The sequence below is a fragment of the Acidicapsa ligni genome (assembly GCF_025685655.1).
Classification (GTDB): Bacteria; Acidobacteriota; Terriglobia; order Terriglobales; family Acidobacteriaceae; genus Acidicapsa; species Acidicapsa ligni.
This window is the reverse complement of sequence record NZ_JAGSYG010000004.1, coordinates 598048-619891: the sequence shown is the minus strand read 5'-3', so window position 1 is coordinate 619891 and position 21844 is coordinate 598048. Positions and strand designations below refer to the sequence as shown.

Here is a 21844-nt window from a genome sequence, read left to right as displayed (position 1 = left end):
GAATTCACGCCCGCATCCGCGATCCTTATCGTGAGGCTTTGGCCGTGAGTTCGTCGATTCGCGAAAGAAACAGCTTCAGGATGGATGATGGGTTGGCCCTGCGATAGCCGACTGATACGTCGATCTTTGGCCCGATACCCTGCAATGGACGAGTCGTAACGGCGTCCGGAAGAAAAGCCTTTGCATACAGAGGCAGAAGAGCAATCCCTTGCGTAGAAGGGATGAGCGACATCACGCCACCGAGGTTGTCTACCTCATGGCTTGGTCTAATTTCGATGCCATTGTCTTTTAGATATCTGTCGATTGCCCGTCGCAGTGCCGGCTGTTTTCCGGAGATGCTGAGAGCTGTTCCAGAAACGCTGATGAATGTTTCACCGACAATGTCCTGAACATCGATTGCCTCCCTGGCCGCGAGGGGATGATTCGAGGGCAGGAATACCTCGAATGATTCTTCGACAAGAGTTCTGAATTCCAGCTCATTGCCGCCATCTTCCCGGCGCAGAAAGGCGAGGTCAATTCCACCATGCAAGAGAGCGGTGGCAAGCTGGGGTGAGTTCTGCGTAGAGATCACTACATGGATGTTGGGCAATTCGTCGCGAAGAAGCTTCAGGGCCTGGGGAAGCCAGGTTGTATCATGGCCGATCATGAAGCCCAAACTGAAAGAGGGCTTGGCCGAGTGAGCTATTTGCCGAGCTGATTGTACAGCGGCCTCGGCCTGAGCAAGCATTACGCGTGCGTGATCTAGAAACACTCGACCGGCAGATGTGAGCTCGACACCCTTTGCCCCTCTGACGAGAAGTGGCGTGCCAACTTCATCCTCAAGGTCACGCATCTGACGACTCAGAGAGGGCTGAGTCGTATGCAATTTCTCTTCTGCCGCGAGTTTGAGACTACGCGCTTCAGCCACTGCTACAAAGTAACGAAGATGCCTGAGTTCCAAATACCACCTCTGCCTAGAAAGCATAACCCCTCAGCTTAGAAAGCAATTTTATTCATGACGTTTCGGGGTTATGGTCACTAAAACGGTTCATCGCACAGCGGAAGTATCGCTATAGGACGGATAGCGTCGTCATTGCTTTCGCCCCTATCTTTCTTCGCTCGATCGAGGACACGATTCGCTTAATAGAAAGGTGGAGACAGATGTCTCACTCGTTAAAAGGAAAAGTCGCGCTGGTAACCGGAGGCTCTCGTGGGATCGGGGCTGCAATCGCAAAACGTCTGGCCGCAGATGGAGCCAGCGTGGCTATCACGTATGCCAAGGATGCAAACTCAGCCTCTACTGTGGTCAAGGCAATTGAAGAGGCAGGCGGAAAGGCTCTCGCCATACAAGCCGACGCCGTCAACATCGACGCAATCCGCGAGGCCGTTGAGAAAGTCGTTGCTGGCCTGGGCAAACTGGACATTCTGGTGAACAATGCCGGCACGGCCATTCCGAAGCTGTTTGAAGACACGACCCTGGAAGAGATGGATCACGTAATTAACCTCAACGTGCGGGGCGTATTCGTCACGACGCAGGCAGCGTTGAAGCACATGAATGATAACGGCCGCATTATCATGATCGGTTCGTGCGTCGGCGAGCGCAATCTGACGCCAGGGCTGGCAGCTTATGCGGCGACGAAGGGTGCTGTTAAGATGTTTGCGCAGAGCTTATCCAGAGAGGTCGGAGCGCGAGGCATCACGGTGAACAATGTGCAGCCTGGTCCGATCGATACGGATCTGAATCCCGCTGGGGGCGATTGGGCAACACCTCAAAAAGCAGTGACAGCACTCAATCGTTACGGACATGTCGATGAGGTCGCAGCGCTGGTTGCGTTTGTCGCCAGTCCAGAATCTTCCTATATCACCGGTGCAAATCTGACTGTTGATGGCGGAACGAATGCCTAAATCGAAGAATGCATCGCTCGCTATTGAGGGACGCTCTACGATGGACTAATAAATGCCGTCATTTCGTTTATAAGTGCGATATCGCTTCGTGAAGCAACATACAACGGCTACTTCAAGTCCTTGAAGTAGCCGTTGTATGTTTCGACAATTTTAGAGTTCCTATCGCCAGACAATCTGAAACTTTAGATGCTCTTACTCTTCCACGCAATTCTTCAGCGCCTCACCTAACAGAGAACCGATGCGATGGCGCTTGCGGGCGTCAATTTCCTGCATGGGAAGTGCCACTCGTGCCAGGGCAAATCCCAGGATATAGGCGCTAATCAGCGCGGCACGTGTATTTTTTAATCTGCCGGTCAGCGCGTTGGCCAGTGGCTTTGCGAAGCACCTCTCGAATGATTCAGAGAGGATTGGCCCGGCCGTAGGACTGCTGATTGAACAGAGCAAGAAACGAAATGGATCATATCCATTGCGTCGCACTCCATGATCCATCGTAGATAGAAGATGATGTACGGTGTTCTCCGGAAGAGACTCTACGCCGTTCTGCAGAAGTACGTCCGTTTCAAATGCCTGATTCGCAATTTGACGGAAGAGTTTTTCCTTTGAGCCAAAATAGCGGATCACCAGAGCAGCATCTACGCCTGCATCTCCAGCTATGTCGCGAAGCCCGACGCTCTCGAATGAAGCTTGTGAAAATCGCGCTTTCGCTGCATTGAATATACGATCCTGGGTCGACTCTGCATTCTTTGGAGCATGGGGTTTCACTGTGCGTTTCATCGCTGATTTTGCATTCGCCATTTCTTCATCATATCAACGGCGGTTGACAGCAAGCCGCAATCCGTTCATGCTGGAAATGTCAACGGCTGTTGACTGCTAATTACGGACGCACATTGTTCTTTCTAACACAAAACAAAAAGAGGGCTGAATGAGTAACGGCGCTATCGAAATTGCAAATCTCCTTTACCGCTACGCGGAGTTCGTCGACAACGGGGATTTTCACGGAGTTGAAGTTCTGTTCAAGGATGCGAGGATGAAGCTACATGGACACGATGAACCACAAGATAGTGAGACGACTCTGGCAATGCTGAAGAGTGTCGTAAAAATCTATCCGTGCGGTACGCCGCGAACGAAACATGTGGTTACCAATCCGATCATCGATGTCGATGAAGCGGCAGGTAAAGCAACGTGCCGTTCTTACTACACTGTCCTGCAGGCTACCGATACGATTCCGCTGCAGATAGTTGCGGCGGGCCGCTACCATGACAGATTTGAACGCATCGACGATAGCTGGCGTTTTGTGTATCGTGATTACACATTGTTTGATTTGCAGGGCAACCTGGATGGGCATCTGCAGCTCGGGTGACCGGGCGTGTACCATATTCTTTTTATCGAACATTTTTTAGCAACAATTCTTTGGGAACAAAAGTATGGACATGCAAGCTCAAATCACTCGGCTCTCGCAGAGCGACTTCGGTGGCCGGAAAATTATGCTGACTTATAGACAGGAGAGGAACATGAAAATTTCGCGAGTATTTTGGATAGCTTCCGGCCTTACTCTCGGCTTAGCCGCGTGTGTCCAAATGTCGGCTCAAACAGCTACAACAAAAGGAAAGGCAGCACATATGAGTATTCAAGAGGTTCACGTACAGCGAGTTAATATCATTACCACCGAACCCTTTGACACAGTGGTTGCACGAATCGACGCGGCGATCGGCCATCCGGATATAGTTGCATTTCATAAGAGTTTTTCGGCTGCGCGCAATCAAGCCGAGATGGAGAAAATCGTCGATCCTGTCACGCAACCGAACGGTCTTATGGAGTTCATGCGGCTTGACCTGGGGGAAGTTCTCCGGAAAGAGAATGGAACAGACAAGCCAAGAATTCTCCGCATTGTCGCAGGGAATCCACTGATCATGAAGGAAATGGTGAAGCATGTTGTTGACGCAGGTTCGTACGCGCCAGTAACCATCCTCATTGAGGAGCGCCCGGATAGCGTCCGCATCTCGTATGACAGAATGGCCTCCTATCTTGCGCCCTATGGGAACAGCGATGCTCTCAAAGTAGCGCGAGAGCTTGACGCAAAGGTCGAGAAGATTCTGACTGCGGCGGCAAAATAAGTTCGCGTTCTGCCATTTTGGAGTTCCATCTAAACGCCATCTGCCTCGCAGACACCGGGCTTCAGGGTGGTCACGAATAAACCATGTCTAAAGAAGAGACATTTCAAGATCTCTCACTCAACTCGCCCTCTGGCCAGCAGGATCTCTGGCGATGGCTTTACACTGAGCTGCGCGCGGCCATTCTCGACAGGCGTTTGAAGCCTGGCGCTCGTATGCCCTCAACGCGCAGCCTCAGTGCTCAGTATTCGCTCTCGCGCGGAACCGTGGTTGCGGCCTTCGAGCAGCTACAGGCAGAGGGGTATACGCGCACTGAAGTTGGATCAGGAACTTATGTTGCCTCGGGTATTCCTGAAGGTTTTTTGTCCGCAACGCGCAAGCCTGCGACTCCAGTTGGTACAGCATCGAAGGCAGCAATTTCCAAACACGCACAGCAATTTCTAAAAGATGTTGAAGTGATGCCGGCGCCTCACTCCGTCGGCAAGGCTTTCCGCTCTTACGAACCTGCCATTGATCTTTTTCCCGTGGATCTTTGGGCGCGCGTTGCTTCGCGTGTCTTACGCAGAGCTCCGCGTTCGCTTTACGGTCACGGCGATGCTGCCGGCTACCAACCTCTACGTCGCGCGATCGCGGAGTATGTCGGTGCGTCACCCGGAGTGCGCTGCTCTGCTGAACAGATCATCATCACTTCGGGTACGCAACAGGCCCTCGACCTCATAAGCCGTCTCCTTGTCACCATGGGCGATCATGTATGGATGGAGGATCCCGGCTATTTACGCGCTCTTCAAGCACTCCGCAATACAGGTGCGCGTATTGTTCCGGTGCCTGTGGATGAAGATGGTCTCATCGTGAAGGCAGGCCGCAAGCTTGCGCCCAAGGCGAAGCTCGCTTATGTCACGCCGGCGAATCAATTTCCAATGGGTGTTACCATGTCTGCGGACCGCCGACTGGAACTGCTTCGCTGGGCGGCAAGTGCGAATGCATGGATCATCGAAGACGAATACGATGCGGAGTATCGTTACGCCGGTCGCCCCGTTGCTGCTCTGCAAACGCTGGATAGTTCCGGTTGCGTTATCTACGTCGGCACTTTCACGAAGATGCTCTTCAATGCACTGCGTCTCGGCTTCATGGTCTTGCCTGAGCGCCTCGTGGATGCGTTCAGATCTGCCCGCAGCATCATCGATCTCCATCCGCCGACGCTCGATCAGGCCATCCTCGCGGAGTTCATCACCGAAGGTCACTTCGGGCACCATCTCCGGCGCATGCGCCAGATCTACGCGGAGCGCATTGACGTTCTCAAAACTGCAGCGGACGAACATCTCAACGGACTACTCGACGTCGTGCACACAGGCGCGGGCATACGCACACTTGGCTGGCTCAAAACATGGAAGTCGGACCGCGACGCTACGCAGAAAGTACGGAAGCTCGGGCTCGAAGTATCTCCGCTGTCGATGTTCACAGTGAAATATGAACAGCCGCCAGCACTCATGCTTGGCTTCGCAGGCTGCAACCCGGCTGAGTTGCGACGCGGCGTTTCTATTCTTGCGACGGCTTTACGTGCTCGCTAGGCCACACAGCTTACTTCGCCATGCCTGACTACTTACTTCACCATGCCTGCGCGGAGGAGCTGAGCGATTCCCATCTCAGATTTCTGGCTTGGATGGCGACTAAGGCTTGAGTTCGCCACTGCTTTGCACTCCTACATTTTGATCGAGCGAAGCCTTATCCCTGTGCTGTGCAATCAACTGCAGAGCCTCTGCTGAGTCTCTTGCTACCTGCACTAATTTCCTGTTATCGGACTTCACGAATGCCGAAGTTACAGCATGGTCGAGAAATCGCAATAGGAAATCATAGTAGCCATTCGTATTGATCAGGATGCATGGCTTGGAATGAATGTTGAGTTGCGCCCAGGTCACGATCTCAAAGAATTCATCAAGGGTTCCGTAGCCGCCGGGCAATGCGATGAAAGCATCTGACAAAGACGCCATGAGCGCTTTGCGTTCGTGCATACTCCCGACCATGTGCAACTTCGTCAGACCTCGATGAGCAATCTCGCGATCCTGCAAGGCCTGGGGTAGTACCCCGATCACCTCTGCACCGCCAGAGAAGGCAGCGTCGGCAGTCGCGCCCATCAATCCAACTGAGGTTCCCCCATATACCAGGCCCCAGCCGCCGATGGCCATCTGCTGCCCAAGCGATTTCGCTTCGGCAATATACTTTGGATTTGCTCCGACGCTCGATCCGCAAAACACGCAGATCCGTCTCGCACTGCCTGGCTCTCCGCTCAGTAAATCACTCATGAAAAAAGCATACCCTGCACGGCGTCGCGATGTGCGGTCTCTGCGTGTGAATCTATCGCGTTCGCAATTTACGAAGTGGACCAGTCGATCTTTGCATTATGGACCTTTTCTCCAATCCGCATAAAGCCTAGGGTTGGTTTCAAGGAGATAGACCAATGCAAGCAAGACTGGAAGCACATAAAGTATCCCCGGCGGCGTATCAGGCCATGATTGGGCTGGAGATGTTTGTACGTAAACAATCCAAGCTGGAGCCTGCTCTTATTGAACTGATAAAGGTGCGCGTGTCACAGATCAATGGATGCTCTTACTGCATCGACATGCATTCGAAGGATGCTCGGGCAGGTGGTGAGACGGAGCAGCGGCTCTATGCGCTTTCTGCATGGGAGGAGACACCGTTCTTTACTGACCGTGAGCGCGCTGCACTAGCGCTGGCAGAGGCGATTACCCTGGTCAGCGAAGACCATGTTCCTGACTCTGTGTATGAGAAGGCTAAGGAGAGCTTTTCTGAAGAAGAGCTGGTGAATCTGACGCTGGCGGTCATCACCATCAATGGATGGAACCGGCTGGCGATTACATTTCGCATGGTGCCAGGGGAATACCAACCGGTAACGCATAAAGCAGAAGGAGGCAAGGCATGAGCCGACTCTTGGTCCTGCTGTTTCTTGTGGCGGGAACATTGTGTGCGCAGGAAACGCGTGCGCAGGAGACCAGGGTCACTCCGCTAATGGCAAAGGATCTTGCGGGCATTCCTGGCAAAGAGGCCACGATGATCACGGTCGACTATGCTCCGGGAGCGAAGGATGCTATTCACAGGCATAACGCGCATGTGTTTGTGTATGTGCTTGAGGGCTCTATCGTGATGCAGGTGCGTGGCGGGAAAGAGGTAACGCTTGGGCCCGGTGGAACATTCTACGAGGGACCTGAGGATGTTCATACAGTAGGCCGCAATGCAAGTGCGACCAGGCCTGCGAAGTTTCTCGTATTTTTTGTGAAGGATAAGGGAGCACCGGTTCTTGTTCCGGCGAAATAAAGAGGAAATTGCGATGAACGTTTACAGATTCTTCTATGGGCCGAGCACCTGGTATAACCCGGATGGCGGCGCAGCGGATGACGTTCTCAGGCTGCAGTCTCAAGTGATTGAAGGTGGATAAGCGAAGTGGTCGTTCGTACATATTGAGGACGCGGCGCACGTAACGGTCGCAGCTCTCACGGCGGATCCGGGTAAGTATGTTGTCGTCGATGACGACCCTTCGACGGTCAGTGTCTGGCTGCCCAAGTTTGCGAGCTTGGTGGGTACTCCGCCTCCGCCGCACATCACTGAGGAAGAAGCACCACAGATCGCTGGAGAAGATGCAGTGTACTACCAGACGAAGTTGAGTGGAGCCTCGAATGCAAAGGCGAAGGAGAGCTTGGCTTCACTCCGCGGAGACTGAAGTGGCTGAGCAAGTGAACTATCAAGGTATTGGAACTACGGGTATTAAAACTATCGGACGCTTCGTTGACGCACCAGCTCCCGGAAGCTGCGAATCAGGTTGCTGTCGCGTTTGGTGTGCCATGTCATGACGAATTCAACAAAAGCGTTTTTGGCTTTGAGTGGGCAGAAGGCAAGATCTGGAGTGCGAAACTGCTGCTGATTAAGGGGCAGGAGTGAGATGCCTTCTCCAGCCTGAACCATGAGAACGACGCTGGACCAGACCGAAGAGATACTGGCGATGCGAGGAGAGAAACCAGCCTCGGAGCAGAGCTCAATGACCTTGTCGAAGACGGCCGGGGATGTTTCGCGAGAGGAAAGCACAAACGGTTCATTCGCAAGATCACGCAGATCAATTCGGCAAGGCGAGCCGGGCTTGGAACCCTTTAAAATCGGGTGATTTTTCGGAAGAATGGCTACGATCGCATCCTGCTGAATAACCTCCGATTTCAGGTCGGAGCGAAACTCTGGTTCGAGGCGCCGACTGAAGCCGACATCGATCTTGCCTTCCCGAAGCGCCACCCATTGCAGGGTGGAGATCATCTCAACCAGAGAGAGCCGCACGCCGGGATATTTTTTGCGGAAGGTCTGAATGAGCGAGGGAAAATCGACACCCATGCCTCCGGCAAAGAAACCGATTCGCAGAGTTCCAAGCTCGCCGCGATGCGTCTGTTGCGCTACTTCGATGGCATGATCGGCGGCTGCGAGGACGCGGCGCGCCTCGATGAGAAAGAGTTCGCCGGCAGAGGTGAGAGCGGTTCTCCTGGTTGAGCGCAAGAACATTGCTACGCCGATTTCGCGCTCCATATTCGTAAGTTGTTCGCTGATAGCCGATTGAGCAACGCGGAGAGTTCGAGCGGCACCGCTAAAGCTGCCGTGCTCCGCAACTGCAACGAAATAGCGAAAATGCCTCAGTTCCATACATGCATGTTATCGGTTTTACCGATATATTCCAACGGAAAGAACTGTGATACCTTAGACAGCCCTGCGTATCTAATAGAAGAAGAACAAGCGCTGCATCCCAGTCGTTCTGCGTAGAAGGGGCAAGAAATCGCATGTGGATCGTTAAATTAGCACTGAACCGGCCTTACACGTTCATCGTGCTTGCGCTGCTGATCCTGATAGCTGCGCCAGTCGTGATTCTGCGTACACCAGTCGATATCTTTCCCAATATCAATATCCCGGTGGTCTCGATTGGCTGGCAGTATACGGGCCTGAACCCGGAGGAGCTTGAGGGACGCCTTACAAGTCCGTACGAGAAATCGTTGACGACGCTGGTCGATAACATTGAGCACATCGAGTCGACGACTTATAACGGCCAGGTTGTGGTGAAGCTCTTCCTGCAGCCAGGAGCCTCGCTGGATACTGCGAACGCGCAGGTGACGGCGGCATCCCAATATCTTTTGCGCCAACTGCCTCCGGGTATTCTGCCTCCGCAGATCATCAACTTTTCTGTATCGAGCGTACCGATTCTGCAGTTAGGAATCTCGGGCCATGGTCTATCTGAATCGCAGTTAAATGACTATGCGACGAACTTCATCCGCACTGAGTTGGTTACTGTACCTGGGTCCGTGATGCCACTGCCTTATGGAGGCAAGCAGCGCCAGATCAATATCAACATGGACCAGACGGCCATGCAGTCCAAGGGCGTTGCTCCTGGAGATTTGCTGAATGCAGTTGCGGCGCAGAATGTCGTCATGCCTTCAGGCACGATCAAGATTGATCGCGATGAGTATGACGTTCGTACAAATGGAACGCCGCGAACAGTTGAAGAGCTGGCTAACATTCCGCTGAAACAGGTCAATGGCAACACGATCTATCTGCGCGATGTCGCAAGCGTCAGCGATGGTTTTCAGGTACAGACGAACGTGGTGCGGCAGGATGGCCGTCGCGGTGTATTGATCTCTGTTCTGAAGAATGGTAGTGCTTCGACGCTGGATGTAGTGAAGGGCGTTCGCGCGCTGCTGCCGCGCATTGCTACTGAAGTTCCACCGGAACTGAAGATGTCTCCGCTATCGGATCAGAGCGTGTTCGTTCGCGCAGCGGTGCAGGGCGTCATTCGCGAGGCGATTATTGCAGCGGCATTGACGGCGATCATGATCCTGGTGTTTCTGGGGAGTTGGCGTTCGACGATCATTATTGCAATCTCCATTCCCTTGTCGATTCTAAGTTCGGTGATCCTGCTTAGCCTCATGGGCGAGACGATCAACACTATGACACTGGGAGGCCTGGCCCTGGCGGTCGGAATTCTCGTGGACGATGCGACTGTCACGATTGAGAATATCGAACGATTCCTTGAGGATGGGTTTGAACTGCGTGAAGCAATTCTCGAAGGAGCTGCGCAGATTTCGGTTCCTGCATTGGTGTCTACGCTGTGTATCTGTATTGTGTTTCTGCCTATGTTCTTTCTTGGCGGCGTGGCGCGTTACTTGTTTGTGCCATTGGCAGAGGCGGTTGTCTTTGCCATGCTGGCCAGCTATGTCTTGAGCCGCACGCTGGTGCCAACAATGGCGATGTACCTGCTTCGCGTACATGGACACGGCGCTCCGGGACGCGGGTTCTTTGCACGGTTTCAGCAGGGATTTGAACGTGGCTTTGAGCGGATTCGCCTCGGATACAGTTCCCTGCTGCGGTCGCTGGTTGCTCGGCGATATCTGTTTATTCCCTCTTTCCTGATCGTGTGCCTGCTGGCATTTTTGCTGGTGCCATTTTTAGGTGAGGACTTTTTTCCAGACACGGATAGCGGGCAATTTATCCTGCATGTGCGTGCGCCTACCGGGTTGAGAATTGAAGAGACTGCGAAGCTTTTCGACCTAGTTGAGGGTGAGATTCACAAGGAGATTCCTGCGGCGGAGATCGACAATATTCTCGATAACATCGGGCTGCCGTACAGCACTTTGAACACGCAGCATTTAACGAATGGTACTCTTGGCGTGAGCGATGGCGACATCCTGGTCAGCCTCAAGGAAAACCATCACCCGACGGCGAAGTATGTTGCTTCGTTGCGAGCAACCCTGCCGCGTTTGTTCCCGAGCACGGACTTCTATACGCTGCCGGCAGACATTACAACGCAGATCCTCAACTTCGGATTACCTGCACCTATCGATATTCAGATTCAGGGCAACGACGTAGGCGCAAGCAAGGCGAGGGCGGACATCATGCTTGCCGAGTTGCGCAAGGTTCCTGGACTGACCGATCTTCGCATTCAGCAACCATTTGACTATCCGACCTTACAGGTGGACGTTGAACGCACCAAGGCAGCACAAGGCGGCTACACTGAACGAGATGTGGCCACCAGCGTGTTGAATACGCTTAGCGGCAGCTTCCAGGTGACGCCGATGTTCTTCCTTAACTGGCAGAACCATGTGAACTACAACATTGTTGCGCAGACTCCGCAGTACAAGATGGACTCGATGCAGGATCTGGCGAACATTCCGATTAACCGCACTACGAGCGGGGCAGCGCCTCCTTCGACGGCGACTCCGGAGATTTTGAATGATCTTGCGGGAGTGCAACGCGGCCATGAGATGGCTGTGATCAATCACTTCAACATCCGGCGCGTGGTCGACATTTACGGCAACGTACAAGGACGCGATCTGGGTGCTGTCAGCCGCGACATCGACAAAATTCTCGATAGCAATCGTGGCTCCCTGCCGCGTGGATCATTTGTCACCTTGAAGGGGCAAGTGGAGACGATGCACAGTTCGTATATCGGGCTGTTGGGTGGCCTGGTGTTTTCGATCGTGCTGGTCTATTTGTTGATTGTCGTGAACTTCCAAAGCTGGGTTGATCCGTTCATCATCATCACGGCATTGCCTGCTGCGCTCGCTGGAATCGTGCTGTTTCTCTTCCTGACAAGGACTACGCTGAGTGTGCCTGCGTTGATGGGCGCGATCATGTGTATGGGCGTGGCGACGGCCAACAGTATTCTCGTTGTCTCCTTTGCGAAGATCAGGCTTGAAGAACATGGCAATGCGATTCAAGCTGCGATTGAAGCGGGTGCGACACGCTTCCGCCCGGTGTTGATGACTGCGCTGGCAATGATTATCGGAATGGTTCCAATGGCGATTGGGATGGGGGATGGCGGAGAACAAAATGCTCCGCTCGGTCGCGCTGTTATCGGTGGTCTGCTTTGCGCAACGATTGCTACCCTGGTGTTTGTGCCTAGCGTCTTCGCACTTATCCATGGGGCCAAACGCAACGAAGAGTCGCGCAAGCAGAAGCGCTTGAATGAGGCGCACGCATGAGATCCAACATTGAAGAACACGATTCGGAGAAAGTCATGACTACACAAGTACATCCCGCGGCTCAAGGTCAAGACGATGTAGTGGCAGCGCACGCCGATGTTGCGCACGTGGAGCCTGAGATCGAGACTTCCAAGGGCGGACGCATGCTGGGTATTCTGTTTGCAATCGCGCTTCTGGCGGCAATTGGATACGGATTATATCTTCGCTCGAAAAGCGAGAAGACCCTGACCCTCGCGACGAATGAAGCAGCGGTGATTGCGGTCAACGTGACGCATCCTGTACTGGGTTCGGAGTCACAGGACCTGGTGCTTCCCGGCAACGTGCAGGCTTTTACGGAGACACCGATTTATTCACGCACAAATGGCTACTTGAAGAAGTGGTATTTTGACATCGGTGCGCGCGTACACAAGGGCGACCTGCTGGCAGAGATTGAGACACCTGAGATCGATCAGCAGTTGCAGCAGTCTCGCGCTGAGCTTGAAAGGATGCAGGCAAACCAGGAGCTGGCGGGCGTAACCAGTAATCGATGGCAAAACCTGTTAGCCAAGCATGCGGTTTCGCAGCAGGAGACGGACCAGACGCGCAGCAACTATATTGCCTCGCAGGCGGCGACAGATGCGAGCAGAGCGAATGTGCGCAGGCTTGAGCAGTTGCAGAGCTACGAGCGAATTATCGCTCCTTTCGATGGAATCATCACGGCGCGCAACACGGATATCGGCGACCTGATCGATGCCGGTTCGGGCTCCACGAATCCGCGCGAGCTTTTCCATCTTGCTTCGATGGATAGGCTTCGCGTCTATGTCGCCGTGCCTGAGGTTGACTCCGATTCAATACACAACGGAGATACTGCAACTCTTTCTCAGGACTCCAATCCGACATTGAAGATCACGGGCAGGATTGTGCGCAATGCCAATGCGATCGATCACTCATCGAGAACGCTGAATGTCGAAGTCGATGTAGACAATTCAAAGGGAGTATTGCGGCCGGGAGCGTATGTCTTTGTGCACTTCCAATTGCCGGCTGGGACGCATACAGTGACGATTCCATCGAACACGTTGCTGTTCCGTGCACAAGGCATGCAGGTTGGTGTTTTACACGATCGCCATGTGCAGCTTACGCCGGTGACAATCGGTCATGACTTTGGTGGAACGGTGGAGATTATCTCCGGGCTCAGCACTGGAGACGAAGTTGTTCTTGATCCGCCAGACTCACTTACGACCGGGATGGAAGTGCGTGTCGAGACGAATGGAACGCGAGGCAAGTCATGAAGAATGGCATGACGCATTCTGTCGTTCTTTCGCTTGCGGGCGGGCTTTGCCTGATGGTGGCAGGTTGCCACGTTGGACCAGACTATACGCGGCCTGCGGCGGCATTGGCTCCGGAGTTCAAGGAAGCACCGCCTACCAACTTCAAGTCAGAGGATGGATGGAAGCAGGCACAGCCAAAAGATGCGCAGCTCAAGGGAACCTGGTGGACGTTGTTTGACGATGACCAGTTGAATTCGCTGGAAGCGCAGATCGAACCGGCTAACCAGACGTTGAAGCAGGCAGAGGCAAACTTTCGCGCGGCACGTGCGCAGATAAAATTCAACCGTGCTTCCGAGGCCCCGACCATCGGCGCTGCTCCCAGCATAGGCACTGTGCGCGACTCGGCGAACGAGCCTTATTTCAATCAATCCTTTGCGAACAATGGTGAGGGCAACTTTTCGCTGCCTATCGATCTGAACTACGAGATCGATCTATGGGGACGTGTGCGGCGCACTGTGACACAAGCCAAGGAACAGGCGCAGGCCTCGGCGGCAGATCTTGAAACTGCCCGACTCTCATTGCACGCGGAATTGGCAGTCGATTACTTTAACCTGCGCTCGGCCGATGCGCAGCGCAAGCTGTTGAACGACACAGTGGGAGCGTTTGAAAGTGCGTTGCAACTGACACAGGATCGATATGATGGCGGCGCTTCTCCTCTATCGGATGTGGCGCAGGCACGGACCCAGTTGCAGACTGCGCAGGTACAAGCGACGGACGTGGACATTCAGCGCGCGCAGTTTGAACATGCCATCGCGGTGCTGGTAGGCAAGGCTCCTGCGAACTTTACGTTACCGCCAAGCCCTGTCACGGTTAACGCACCGGCGATACCGGCTATTCCTGGAGCGCTGCCTTCGCAGTTGCTGGAGCGGCGGCCGGATATCGCGGGCGATGAACGGCGCATGGCTGCTGCCAATGAGCAAATAGGGATTGCGGATACCGCGTTTTATCCGACGCTTTCGCTCTCGGCAACGGCTGGATTCCTGGGCACATCCGCGTTGAACTGGTTTGACTGGCCTAGCCGCATGTTCGCGGTTGGCCCTACGTTGACGCAGACACTCTTTGATCATGGACGGCGTCGAGCTACTTCAGATACCGCTATTGCACAGTACGATGCCACTGTTGCGACTTACAGGCAGACGACGCTGACTGCATTTCAGCAGGTTGAAGATAATTTGAACACGCTCCATAACCTCGAGATTGAAGCGGGGCAGCAACGCGCGGCTACCGCATCTGCGCAACAATCGCTGGATCTGTTCAACACGAGATACGAGGGTGGTGTCGATACTTATCTTCAAGTGATTACGTGGCAGACGGCTTTATTGCAGAATGAGCGCAATGATATAGACATCACGCGGAGACGCTTTGAAGCGAGTGTGCTGTTGATCAAGGCTCTTGGCGGAGGCTGGGATGCTACTCAATTGCCGCATGGGTTGTAGGATGTGGGACTTTTGGGTGTTGGGATCAGTTTGGGACACCTTTTGTGGAGAACGGTGAAGCAGATTCCCTTCGGGAATGACAGACAGAAAAACAAGAGCAACGACAAAGGCAAGGCAAAAGCTAAGACAGAAGAAGCAGATTGTCTTTGGGAATGACATTGCTTGAGCCGGTGTCGCGGAGTATTATCTTGTGACGCTGGGACTGTACTTTTCTCAGGGGATTGTGGCTTGCAGGTTCTCCCACCGTTCTACTTTCCTCAATGTGGCTCATCTTTCGCCTCACCTGAGAGATCGAGGGCTTTCTGCGAACAACCTACGGACACAATTTCCCATCCCAAGTAAGTTGAGGAAGGAAAAGGGGTTCGTATGGCTTTTGAGAATTTTCCCAAGACCGGAGTTCGGGTTGCACTTATTGCGCTCCTGACGATAGCAGGTTGCAAAGGAAATCAAACACAACCAGCCAATACACAAACAGCGGACAGTTCACAGACTGCAGATAGTCAGGCTGCGTCCCCGGACGCAAATGATCCGGCATCTGCGAATCTTGCGCCTGTGACGGATGGTACACAGGTGGTACAGGCGGCAGCGAATACACAAAGCGCTCCGCAGGCGGCTGCGCCAGCCCCAACTGCTTCAGCATCGCGAGCAGCAGCTCCTCAGGCTTCTCAAGCTCCGCAACCAGCGGTTCAGCAGCCTGCCGGTGGTGGTTATGACGACAGCAGCTACGCTCAGGACAATAGCGCCCAGGATAATGGCAATTACGATCAGGACGATCAGCCGCAGCCAGTTGCCTATGCTCCGCAGCCTCCTCCGCCGCTGCCGGAATATCAACAACCGCCCTGCCCCGGAGATGGATATCTCTGGACGCCAGGTTATTGGGCTTATGCTTCGCAGGGATACTACTGGACTCCCGGCGCGTGGACAACGCCGCCTTACTCCGGAGCTCTGTGGACTCCTGGATATTGGGGATACACGGGAGGTCGTTACGGCTTCCATCAAGGGTACTGGGGTAATTACATCGGATTTTATGGCGGCGTCTCTTATGGCTTTGGCTATACAGGGCGCGGCTACCAGGGTGGCTACTGGAGGGATAATTCCTTTCACTACAATCGCTCGGTCAACAACATTACGAACATTCATGTAACGAATGTTTACCAACGCAATGTCATCATCAACAACACGACTATCAACCGTGTTAGCTATAACGGTCCTGGTGGCCAGCGGGTTCGCCCGACGGTGGCAGAGATAGCTGCGGTGCGTGCTCCGAGGGTGCCTCCGATGGCGCAGCAACGGGAGCAGCAACGTCTGGCGTCATCGAACCGCGCTCAATTTGCCTCGGTGAATCGCGGCAGGCCGGCGACGTTAGTTGCACAGCGACCGCTGACTGCAGATCGCAATATCAAGGCTCCTTCGCAGGCGGCAGTGCGTTCGTCTATTCAAGCTACTGGACAGAGATTTGCCAAGCAGGATGCGCGTCCGGGACAGCAGGCGAATCGGCCGGCGAACCCGCCAAATCAGGTGAATCGTCCTGGGCAGCAAGCGACCAGACCGCAAGATACCAGACCGCAGGCAAACAGGCCGCAACCGAACAGACCTCAAGAAACCAAGCCGACAAATCAACCTGGCCGTCCACAAGCGAGACCGGGCACTCCGCAGGCAAATCGTCCGCAGCAAAGGCCGAATCAACCTGCACAACGACCGACGCCTCAAACCAAACCGACGCCAAATCCACGCCAACCCAATACGCAGCGTCCCACACAGCCAGCAAAGACTCAGCCGCAGCGGCCACAGGTTCAACGGCCTGCGCAGCAGAGGCCTACGCAACAACAACCGGCTTCGCAGCCGAGGCAACAAGCACGTCCTGCGGCGAAGCCTGCTCCGAAGCCACAGCCTGCCAAACCTGCGGTTCGCCCACAGCCGAGGCCCAAGCAAGAGCAGCGTCCCGATCCTCGTCCTTAGCTACGCAGCATACCAACGAAGAACAGCCGGTTCGAAACCAAAGCATTTGGTTTCGAACCGGCTGTTCTTTGTTGGTAGAAGAAAGGTTGGGTAGAAGAGGGAGAAGCTAACCCTAGAGAGCGCCCAAAAGATAAGCGATCAAGAGTATGAGCAGGATGGTTCCAAGGCCAATACCGGCGCCCCCACCATATCCCCAACGGCTATGACCATAGTACCCACCGCCGCCGCCTAAAACCAATATCAACACGATGATCAAAATCAACATGAGCGTTCTTTCCTTTCTTTGGGTTGCGAGAATCTGAGAGCTGGATTTCTGGTAAGCGATGCATACCGATCAGCAGTTGTGAATGTCCAGTTTTCCTTTTGTCCTCACGACAATATGTAAGCTTAGAAAGCTTTTCTAAAGGCCGCTGCTCAAGGTTGCTCACCCCGCAAATGAATCGGGAGTGGCGACATGAGAAACTGTGAAAGGTGTGTGGCCCCAAATAAGCTATCTGCCCAGAGGGCATGACGTGCTAGCCTAGGCGCACATGAGGCATTAACAGTGAACTCCCCCATTCCTGTTTTGATTTGCTCCTATAAATGTCTTTTGGTTGCCCTTTCGGCATGCCTATCGGTCACTGCTGCGTATCGGGATTGTCACGGTTCAATCTTGAATGAGACGGAGGGGTGGACTGATGGCAACTAACACTTTTTCTCGAAGCATCGCAAGGCGGGGCTTCCGAACGCTCGTCTTCGTTGTCTGTACGTTTCTTTTATTTCAATTTATAAGCTTGTACCTGAGCTGGCCAAAGCAGGTGGTGCTTGGCGGGTTCACGCTCATCATCGCCATTCTATTGAACAGGCTTGGGAAATCGCACGTGGTGACGCTTTCACTCATGTTGCTTTCTCTGGCCGCGACGCTGCGCTATGGCTGGTGGCGTATTCACCTGGTGGCAAACTACTTCACGGACGAATCGAACAAGCGAGTCGGCATTGATGCCGCTCTGATGCTGGTGCTGCTATCCGCGGAGGCATACACGTTCTGCATCATGGTGCTGGGGTATATGCAGACGAGCTTTCTGTTAAGGCGCAAGCCGATTCCACTTCCTGCGGATGAGGCTCTTTGGCCGCATGTGGACGTGCTGATTCCGACTTATAACGAGCCTCTTTCGTTGGTGCGTTATACAGCCCTGGCTGCGATCAATATCGATTATCCGCCGGAAAAGCTGCATGTCTACATTCTGGACGACGGGACACGAGAGGACTTCCGGAAGTTTTCTGAAGAGGCAGGCATTGGCTATGTGACGCGGAAGAAACATAACCATGCCAAGGCAGGCAACATCAATCATGCGCTTACGAAGATGACTTCTTCGTTTGTTGCGATCTTTGATTGCGATCATGTTCCGACGCGGAGTTTTCTGCAATTCACGGTGGGTTGGTTTCTTGCAGAGAAGAAGCTGGCGATGTTGCAGACGCCGCACTTCTTCTACTCGCCTGATCCATTTGAACGGAATCTGCTGCAGTACAAGAGCATTCCGAATGAAGGTGAATTGTTTTACGGAATCATCCAGGATGGCAATGATTTCTGGAATGCTACGTTCTTCTGCGGTTCGTGTGCTGTGTTGCGACGCGAGGCATTAGATGAGGTTGGCGGTATTGCCACGGAGACCGTAACGGAGGACGCGCATACGTCGCTTCGCATGCAGTCACGCGGGTGGAATACTGCGTATATCAACATGGCCCAGGCTGCCGGGCTTGCGACGGAGACTCTCGCTGCGCATGTCGGGCAACGGGTGCGCTGGGCGCGTGGCATGATTCAGATCCTGCGGACAAATAACCCGCTGCTTTGCAAGGGGATGAAGTTCACGCAGAGGCTTTGTTATTTCAATGCAATGCTGCACTTTATGTATGCCGTGCCACGGCTGATTTTTCTATTGGCACCGTTGGCGTACATGCTGTTTGGGCGCACGATTATTCCTGGATACTGGCTGGCGATTCTGGCGTATGCGCTGCCGCATCTCATGATCTCAAGTCTTACGAACTCGCGTATTCAGGGGCGGCACAGGCATTCCTTCTGGAATGAGATTTATGAGACGGTGCTGGCGCCTTACATTCTGCTGCCGACGATTCTTGCATTGATCAATCCGAAGCTTGGTAGTTTTAATGTGACGGACAAGGGCACGACTCTGAGCGAGACGCAGTTCGATCGCAAGATTGCTGCGCCGACGACGTGGATGCTATTGGCCAACCTGGTGGGAGTGTTGGCCGCACCGTATCGATTGTTTGTTCTTGATCCTATGCACCCGGGCGTCATCATCAGCAATCTCTGCTGGATTCTTTTCAACATGGTGATTCTAGGGGTGGCTGCGGCGGTTGCTCATGAACAGCGGCAGCGGCGATCATCGGTGCGTATTCCTGCGAGGATTCCAATTGTTGCAGAGCTTCCGGATAGGCGTCAGATCACGGGGATCACACGGGATATGTCCGTTGGCGGTGCGTCTGTTGCACTCTCTAACCTGGATATCGGATTGCAGAATGGAGACATGGTCAGGCTTGCCTTTCCACTGCAAACGGGCGACGAACAAATTACGGCGACAGTCATTGGTATGCAGGATGATGAATTGCGATTGCAGTTTGTCGCACTTACGCTATTTGAACAGGAGACACTGACGCGAGCACTTTACTCTCGTGCCGATTCTTGGATGAATGTGCGCGCCAATACTGAGGATGATCGACCGTTCGTGAGCCTGCTGCGAATTATTCGCCTGTCGTTTACGGGATTCAAGCAGGTAGCGCTGGGGCTGTTGCCACGTAAGGCACGTGCCTCATCTCCGGCGGCTGTTCAGACGGTTTCAACAATTTTACTGGCATTGCTCTGGCTGCTTGGTACACGCGGGCTTGCGCAACGGGACGCAATTCCCGATCATCCATACCGACCATCTTCTGGTCCGGTCTCGATTGCAGGAACGGGAAGCGGCGAGGTTGGCACACGGATCACGCTGGAAGATATGGGCGTAAATGGCGCAGCCGAGATGCGTGGTTCGCATTCGTATACTGGGGTTCATTTTGTGCTGCCGCATACGTTGATGCCTCGCGAGGCACGGCTGCGGTTGAGCTATCGTTTCAGCCGAATGCTAGGGCCGCATGGCGGATCAATCCAGGTGAGGTTAAACAATACTTTACTTGGAGAGGTGGTTGCTCCATTAACTTCGGGGGATGACAAATCATTTTCATTCACTACGCTGGAGGTTTCTCCGGAGTTGCTGGTGAGAGACAACGATCTCAGTTTTGAGTTCAGAGGAAGCAGTGTTCTGCCTTCGGGCGCGAAAGCAGTGGCCCAGATATCGGCGACGATTGGTGAGTCTTCTGTTATTGAAATCGTAAGCAGTCCGCTCGCGCTTAGGAACGATCTGAGTTTGCTGCCGCTTCCTTTTTATGATCCCGCTCTGCAAACAACGGCGACAATACCATTTGTGTTTCTAGGCACTCCGGATACAAAGACTTTGCAGGCTGCGGGAATTGTGGCGTCTTGGTTGGGAATTTTGACGGGCGCGAAACCCGCACGCTTCTCTGCCTCGATTGGAGAAATTCCATCCGGCAATGTGATCATCTTCTCGAACAAGTCTTCTGCGCTTCCGCTATCGTTGCGACGCTCAACTGCGAATGGGTGGCTGGCAATCGAAGCGAATCCATCGGATGCTACGGGGAATGCGCTGGTGCTGGCTGGAGAGAGCGATGATCAGTTGCTGGCAGTAGCACAGACGCTGGCAATGATGAAAAGCAACGTGGACTCGACTGTCGCTGCAGCCGCGCCAATGCAGGGCGACACGCTGCAGGTGAATAGTTTTGCGATACCGGCGCAGCGTGAGGCGGACGATGCTCCGCGATGGATGCCGAGCGATCGACTTGTCTCGTTGTGGAAGTACAGTTCGGAGACGAAGACTCAAGGGGATGGGTCGGCGCCTATACCTGCATACTTTCGTGTGGCACCTGATCTTTACTATGGCGAGGCTCAAAATCTTCCGCTACAGGTGAGCTACAGGTACAACTCCGAGGCGGTGGCTGCGGGCTCTGTGCTGCGAATGTATATCAATGGAGCGCTGATCAATGAAGCGCCTCTCGCTACGGGAACAGGTCCAATTGAACGCAGGAGACAGGCACTGCTGCCGGTAGTGAATATGCGTCCCGTGGGCAATACGCTTCTGTTCAATTTTGACTTCGCGCCAAAGCTCAATGCGAACGGTACGCAGAATTTATCCGCGCCATTACAGGGATCGATTCTGCAGAACACATGGATCGATCTGCGGGGACTGGATCACTGGGTGCAGATGCCGGACCTGGAGCTATTTGCCAACGGAGGTTTCCCATTCACTCGGTGGGCTGATCTTAGCCATACAATCGTGGTGCTTCCTGACAATCCATCGGTGCAGGAGATCTCATTATTTCTGCAAATGATGAGTCATTGCGGCACACAAACGGGCTATCCGGCACTGCGGGTCAAGGTTGCCGGCCCACAAGACGAGATTGATAAAGACTACGATTACCTGGTACTTGGGACTGTCGGCAATCAACCGGCGTTTGCAGCACTGCAAGGCAAATTGCCTGTCTCCTTCGATACGGATGGCGTACATGTCAAACAGATCGATACGACGGCTATAAAACTTCATCGGGAGTGGCAGAGAATCTTCCATTTAGACGAAAAGAATAAAGCACCAAACAATGACGATGGAGTACCGGATGCCGTGGTTCAGGGAATCGAGTCTCCCTATGCGGCAGGACACTCGATGATCGTTATCGCTCTGCGTGATGACAGCTCCGAAGAGGGATTTGTCACGGCACTGCTGAAGCGATCCCAGTCGAGCGATATGTCACACACGGTCAGCATGCTGACGGGTACTCGATTTGTTTCGTATGCTGTTGCGACTCCGGGATATCACATCGGCGACATTTCGGCTTATACCGAGATGCGTATCTGGTTGACGAAATATTTCTGGTTGCTGGTGGTGATCGTGACCTTGTGCAGCCTGATACTCGCTCGCTGGACAAACGAGTATCTTAAGGAAAGAGCGGTGCTTAGACTGCACGTTGAGACTACCGCCGAAGAGCTGGTATGAATGTCAGTCAGCTTTATTTTGTGTTTATAGATC

Annotated in this window: 16 protein-coding genes; 11 read left to right on the top strand and 5 right to left on the bottom strand. The window is 53.7% G+C overall.

The window, feature by feature from the left end; translation table 11 throughout:
- Nucleotides 1-25: 25 nt before the first annotated feature.
- Nucleotides 26-940 (bottom strand): LysR family transcriptional regulator, encoded by a 915-nt coding sequence (locus OHL19_RS16765; protein WP_263358897.1) that lies wholly within the window; start codon nt 938-940, stop codon nt 26-28.
- Nucleotides 941-1140: 200 nt separating this feature from the next.
- On the opposite strand from OHL19_RS16765, the gene OHL19_RS16760 reads away from it, so the two are divergent.
- Nucleotides 1141-1884, top strand: coding sequence for a 3-oxoacyl-ACP reductase family protein (locus OHL19_RS16760; protein WP_263358896.1), 744 nt, complete (start codon nt 1141-1143; stop codon nt 1882-1884).
- Nucleotides 1885-2076: 192 nt separating this feature from the next.
- On the opposite strand, the gene OHL19_RS16755 is transcribed toward OHL19_RS16760, so the two are convergent.
- Complete coding sequence (locus tag OHL19_RS16755; RefSeq protein ID WP_263358895.1) at nt 2077-2679, bottom strand: TetR/AcrR family transcriptional regulator; 603 nt, start codon at nt 2677-2679, stop codon at nt 2077-2079.
- 127 nt (nt 2680-2806) lie between these two features.
- Between OHL19_RS16755 and OHL19_RS16750 the strand changes: the two genes are divergently transcribed.
- The 3 genes from OHL19_RS16750 to pdxR all read left to right on the top strand — a co-directional run bounded on the left by OHL19_RS16750 (nt 2807) and on the right by pdxR (nt 5563).
- Nucleotides 2807-3244, top strand: a complete 438-nt coding sequence (locus tag OHL19_RS16750) for a nuclear transport factor 2 family protein (protein ID WP_263358894.1) — start codon at nt 2807-2809, stop codon at nt 3242-3244.
- Nucleotides 3245-3503: 259 nt separating this feature from the next.
- Nucleotides 3504-3998, top strand: a complete 495-nt coding sequence (locus tag OHL19_RS16745; RefSeq protein WP_263358893.1) for a DUF302 domain-containing protein — start codon at nt 3504-3506, stop codon at nt 3996-3998.
- A gap of 83 nt (nt 3999-4081) precedes the next feature.
- A complete protein-coding gene (pdxR, locus tag OHL19_RS16740; RefSeq protein WP_263358892.1) occupies nt 4082-5563 on the top strand; it encodes a MocR-like pyridoxine biosynthesis transcription factor PdxR in 1482 nt (493 codons plus the stop codon).
- Nucleotides 5564-5662: 99 nt separating this feature from the next.
- Here the strand turns inward: pdxR and OHL19_RS16735 are convergent, their stop codons facing one another.
- Entirely contained in the window at nt 5663-6295 is a 633-nt protein-coding gene (locus tag OHL19_RS16735; protein WP_263358891.1) for an LOG family protein, read from the bottom strand.
- A gap of 155 nt (nt 6296-6450) precedes the next feature.
- On the opposite strand from OHL19_RS16735, the gene OHL19_RS16730 reads away from it, so the two are divergent.
- Nucleotides 6451-6933 (top strand): carboxymuconolactone decarboxylase family protein, encoded by a 483-nt coding sequence (locus tag OHL19_RS16730; RefSeq protein WP_263358890.1) that lies wholly within the window; start codon nt 6451-6453, stop codon nt 6931-6933.
- Nucleotides 6930-7325: a cupin domain-containing protein gene (locus OHL19_RS16725; protein ID WP_263358889.1), complete on the top strand. Its 396-nt coding sequence runs from the start codon at nt 6930-6932 to the stop codon at nt 7323-7325. The genes OHL19_RS16730 and OHL19_RS16725 overlap by 4 nt, the downstream gene beginning before the upstream one ends.
- 453 nt (nt 7326-7778) lie before the next feature.
- Here OHL19_RS16725 and OHL19_RS16720 read toward each other — a convergent pair whose 3' ends face one another.
- Nucleotides 7779-8687, bottom strand: coding sequence for a LysR family transcriptional regulator (locus OHL19_RS16720; RefSeq protein ID WP_263358888.1), 909 nt, complete (start codon nt 8685-8687; stop codon nt 7779-7781).
- A gap of 134 nt (nt 8688-8821) precedes the next feature.
- On the opposite strand from OHL19_RS16720, the gene OHL19_RS16715 reads away from it, so the two are divergent.
- The 4 genes from OHL19_RS16715 to OHL19_RS16700 all read left to right on the top strand — a co-directional run bounded on the left by OHL19_RS16715 (nt 8822) and on the right by OHL19_RS16700 (nt 16715).
- Nucleotides 8822-12013, top strand: coding sequence for an efflux RND transporter permease subunit (locus OHL19_RS16715; RefSeq protein ID WP_263358887.1), 3192 nt, complete (start codon nt 8822-8824; stop codon nt 12011-12013).
- A gap of 35 nt (nt 12014-12048) precedes the next feature.
- Nucleotides 12049-13281, top strand: coding sequence for an efflux RND transporter periplasmic adaptor subunit (locus tag OHL19_RS16710; protein ID WP_263358885.1), 1233 nt, complete (start codon nt 12049-12051; stop codon nt 13279-13281).
- A gap of 8 nt (nt 13282-13289) precedes the next feature.
- Nucleotides 13290-14756: an efflux transporter outer membrane subunit gene (locus OHL19_RS16705; protein ID WP_263358884.1), complete on the top strand. Its 1467-nt coding sequence runs from the start codon at nt 13290-13292 to the stop codon at nt 14754-14756.
- Nucleotides 14757-15122: 366 nt separating this feature from the next.
- Nucleotides 15123-16715 carry a YXWGXW repeat-containing protein gene (locus tag OHL19_RS16700; protein ID WP_263358883.1) on the top strand — a complete coding sequence of 531 codons (1593 nt, stop codon included), beginning with the start codon at nt 15123-15125 and terminating at the stop codon, nt 16713-16715.
- A 112-nt stretch (nt 16716-16827) separates the two neighbouring features.
- On the opposite strand, the gene OHL19_RS16695 is transcribed toward OHL19_RS16700, so the two are convergent.
- Complete coding sequence (locus OHL19_RS16695) at nt 16828-16980, bottom strand: DUF3309 family protein (protein WP_263358882.1); 153 nt, start codon at nt 16978-16980, stop codon at nt 16828-16830.
- Nucleotides 16981-17392: 412 nt separating this feature from the next.
- On the opposite strand from OHL19_RS16695, the gene bcsA reads away from it, so the two are divergent.
- On the top strand, nt 17393-21811 hold the full coding sequence (gene bcsA / locus OHL19_RS16690; protein WP_263358881.1) for a UDP-forming cellulose synthase catalytic subunit: 4419 nt from the start codon (nt 17393-17395) through the stop codon (nt 21809-21811).
- Nucleotides 21812-21844: the final 33 nt, after the last annotated feature.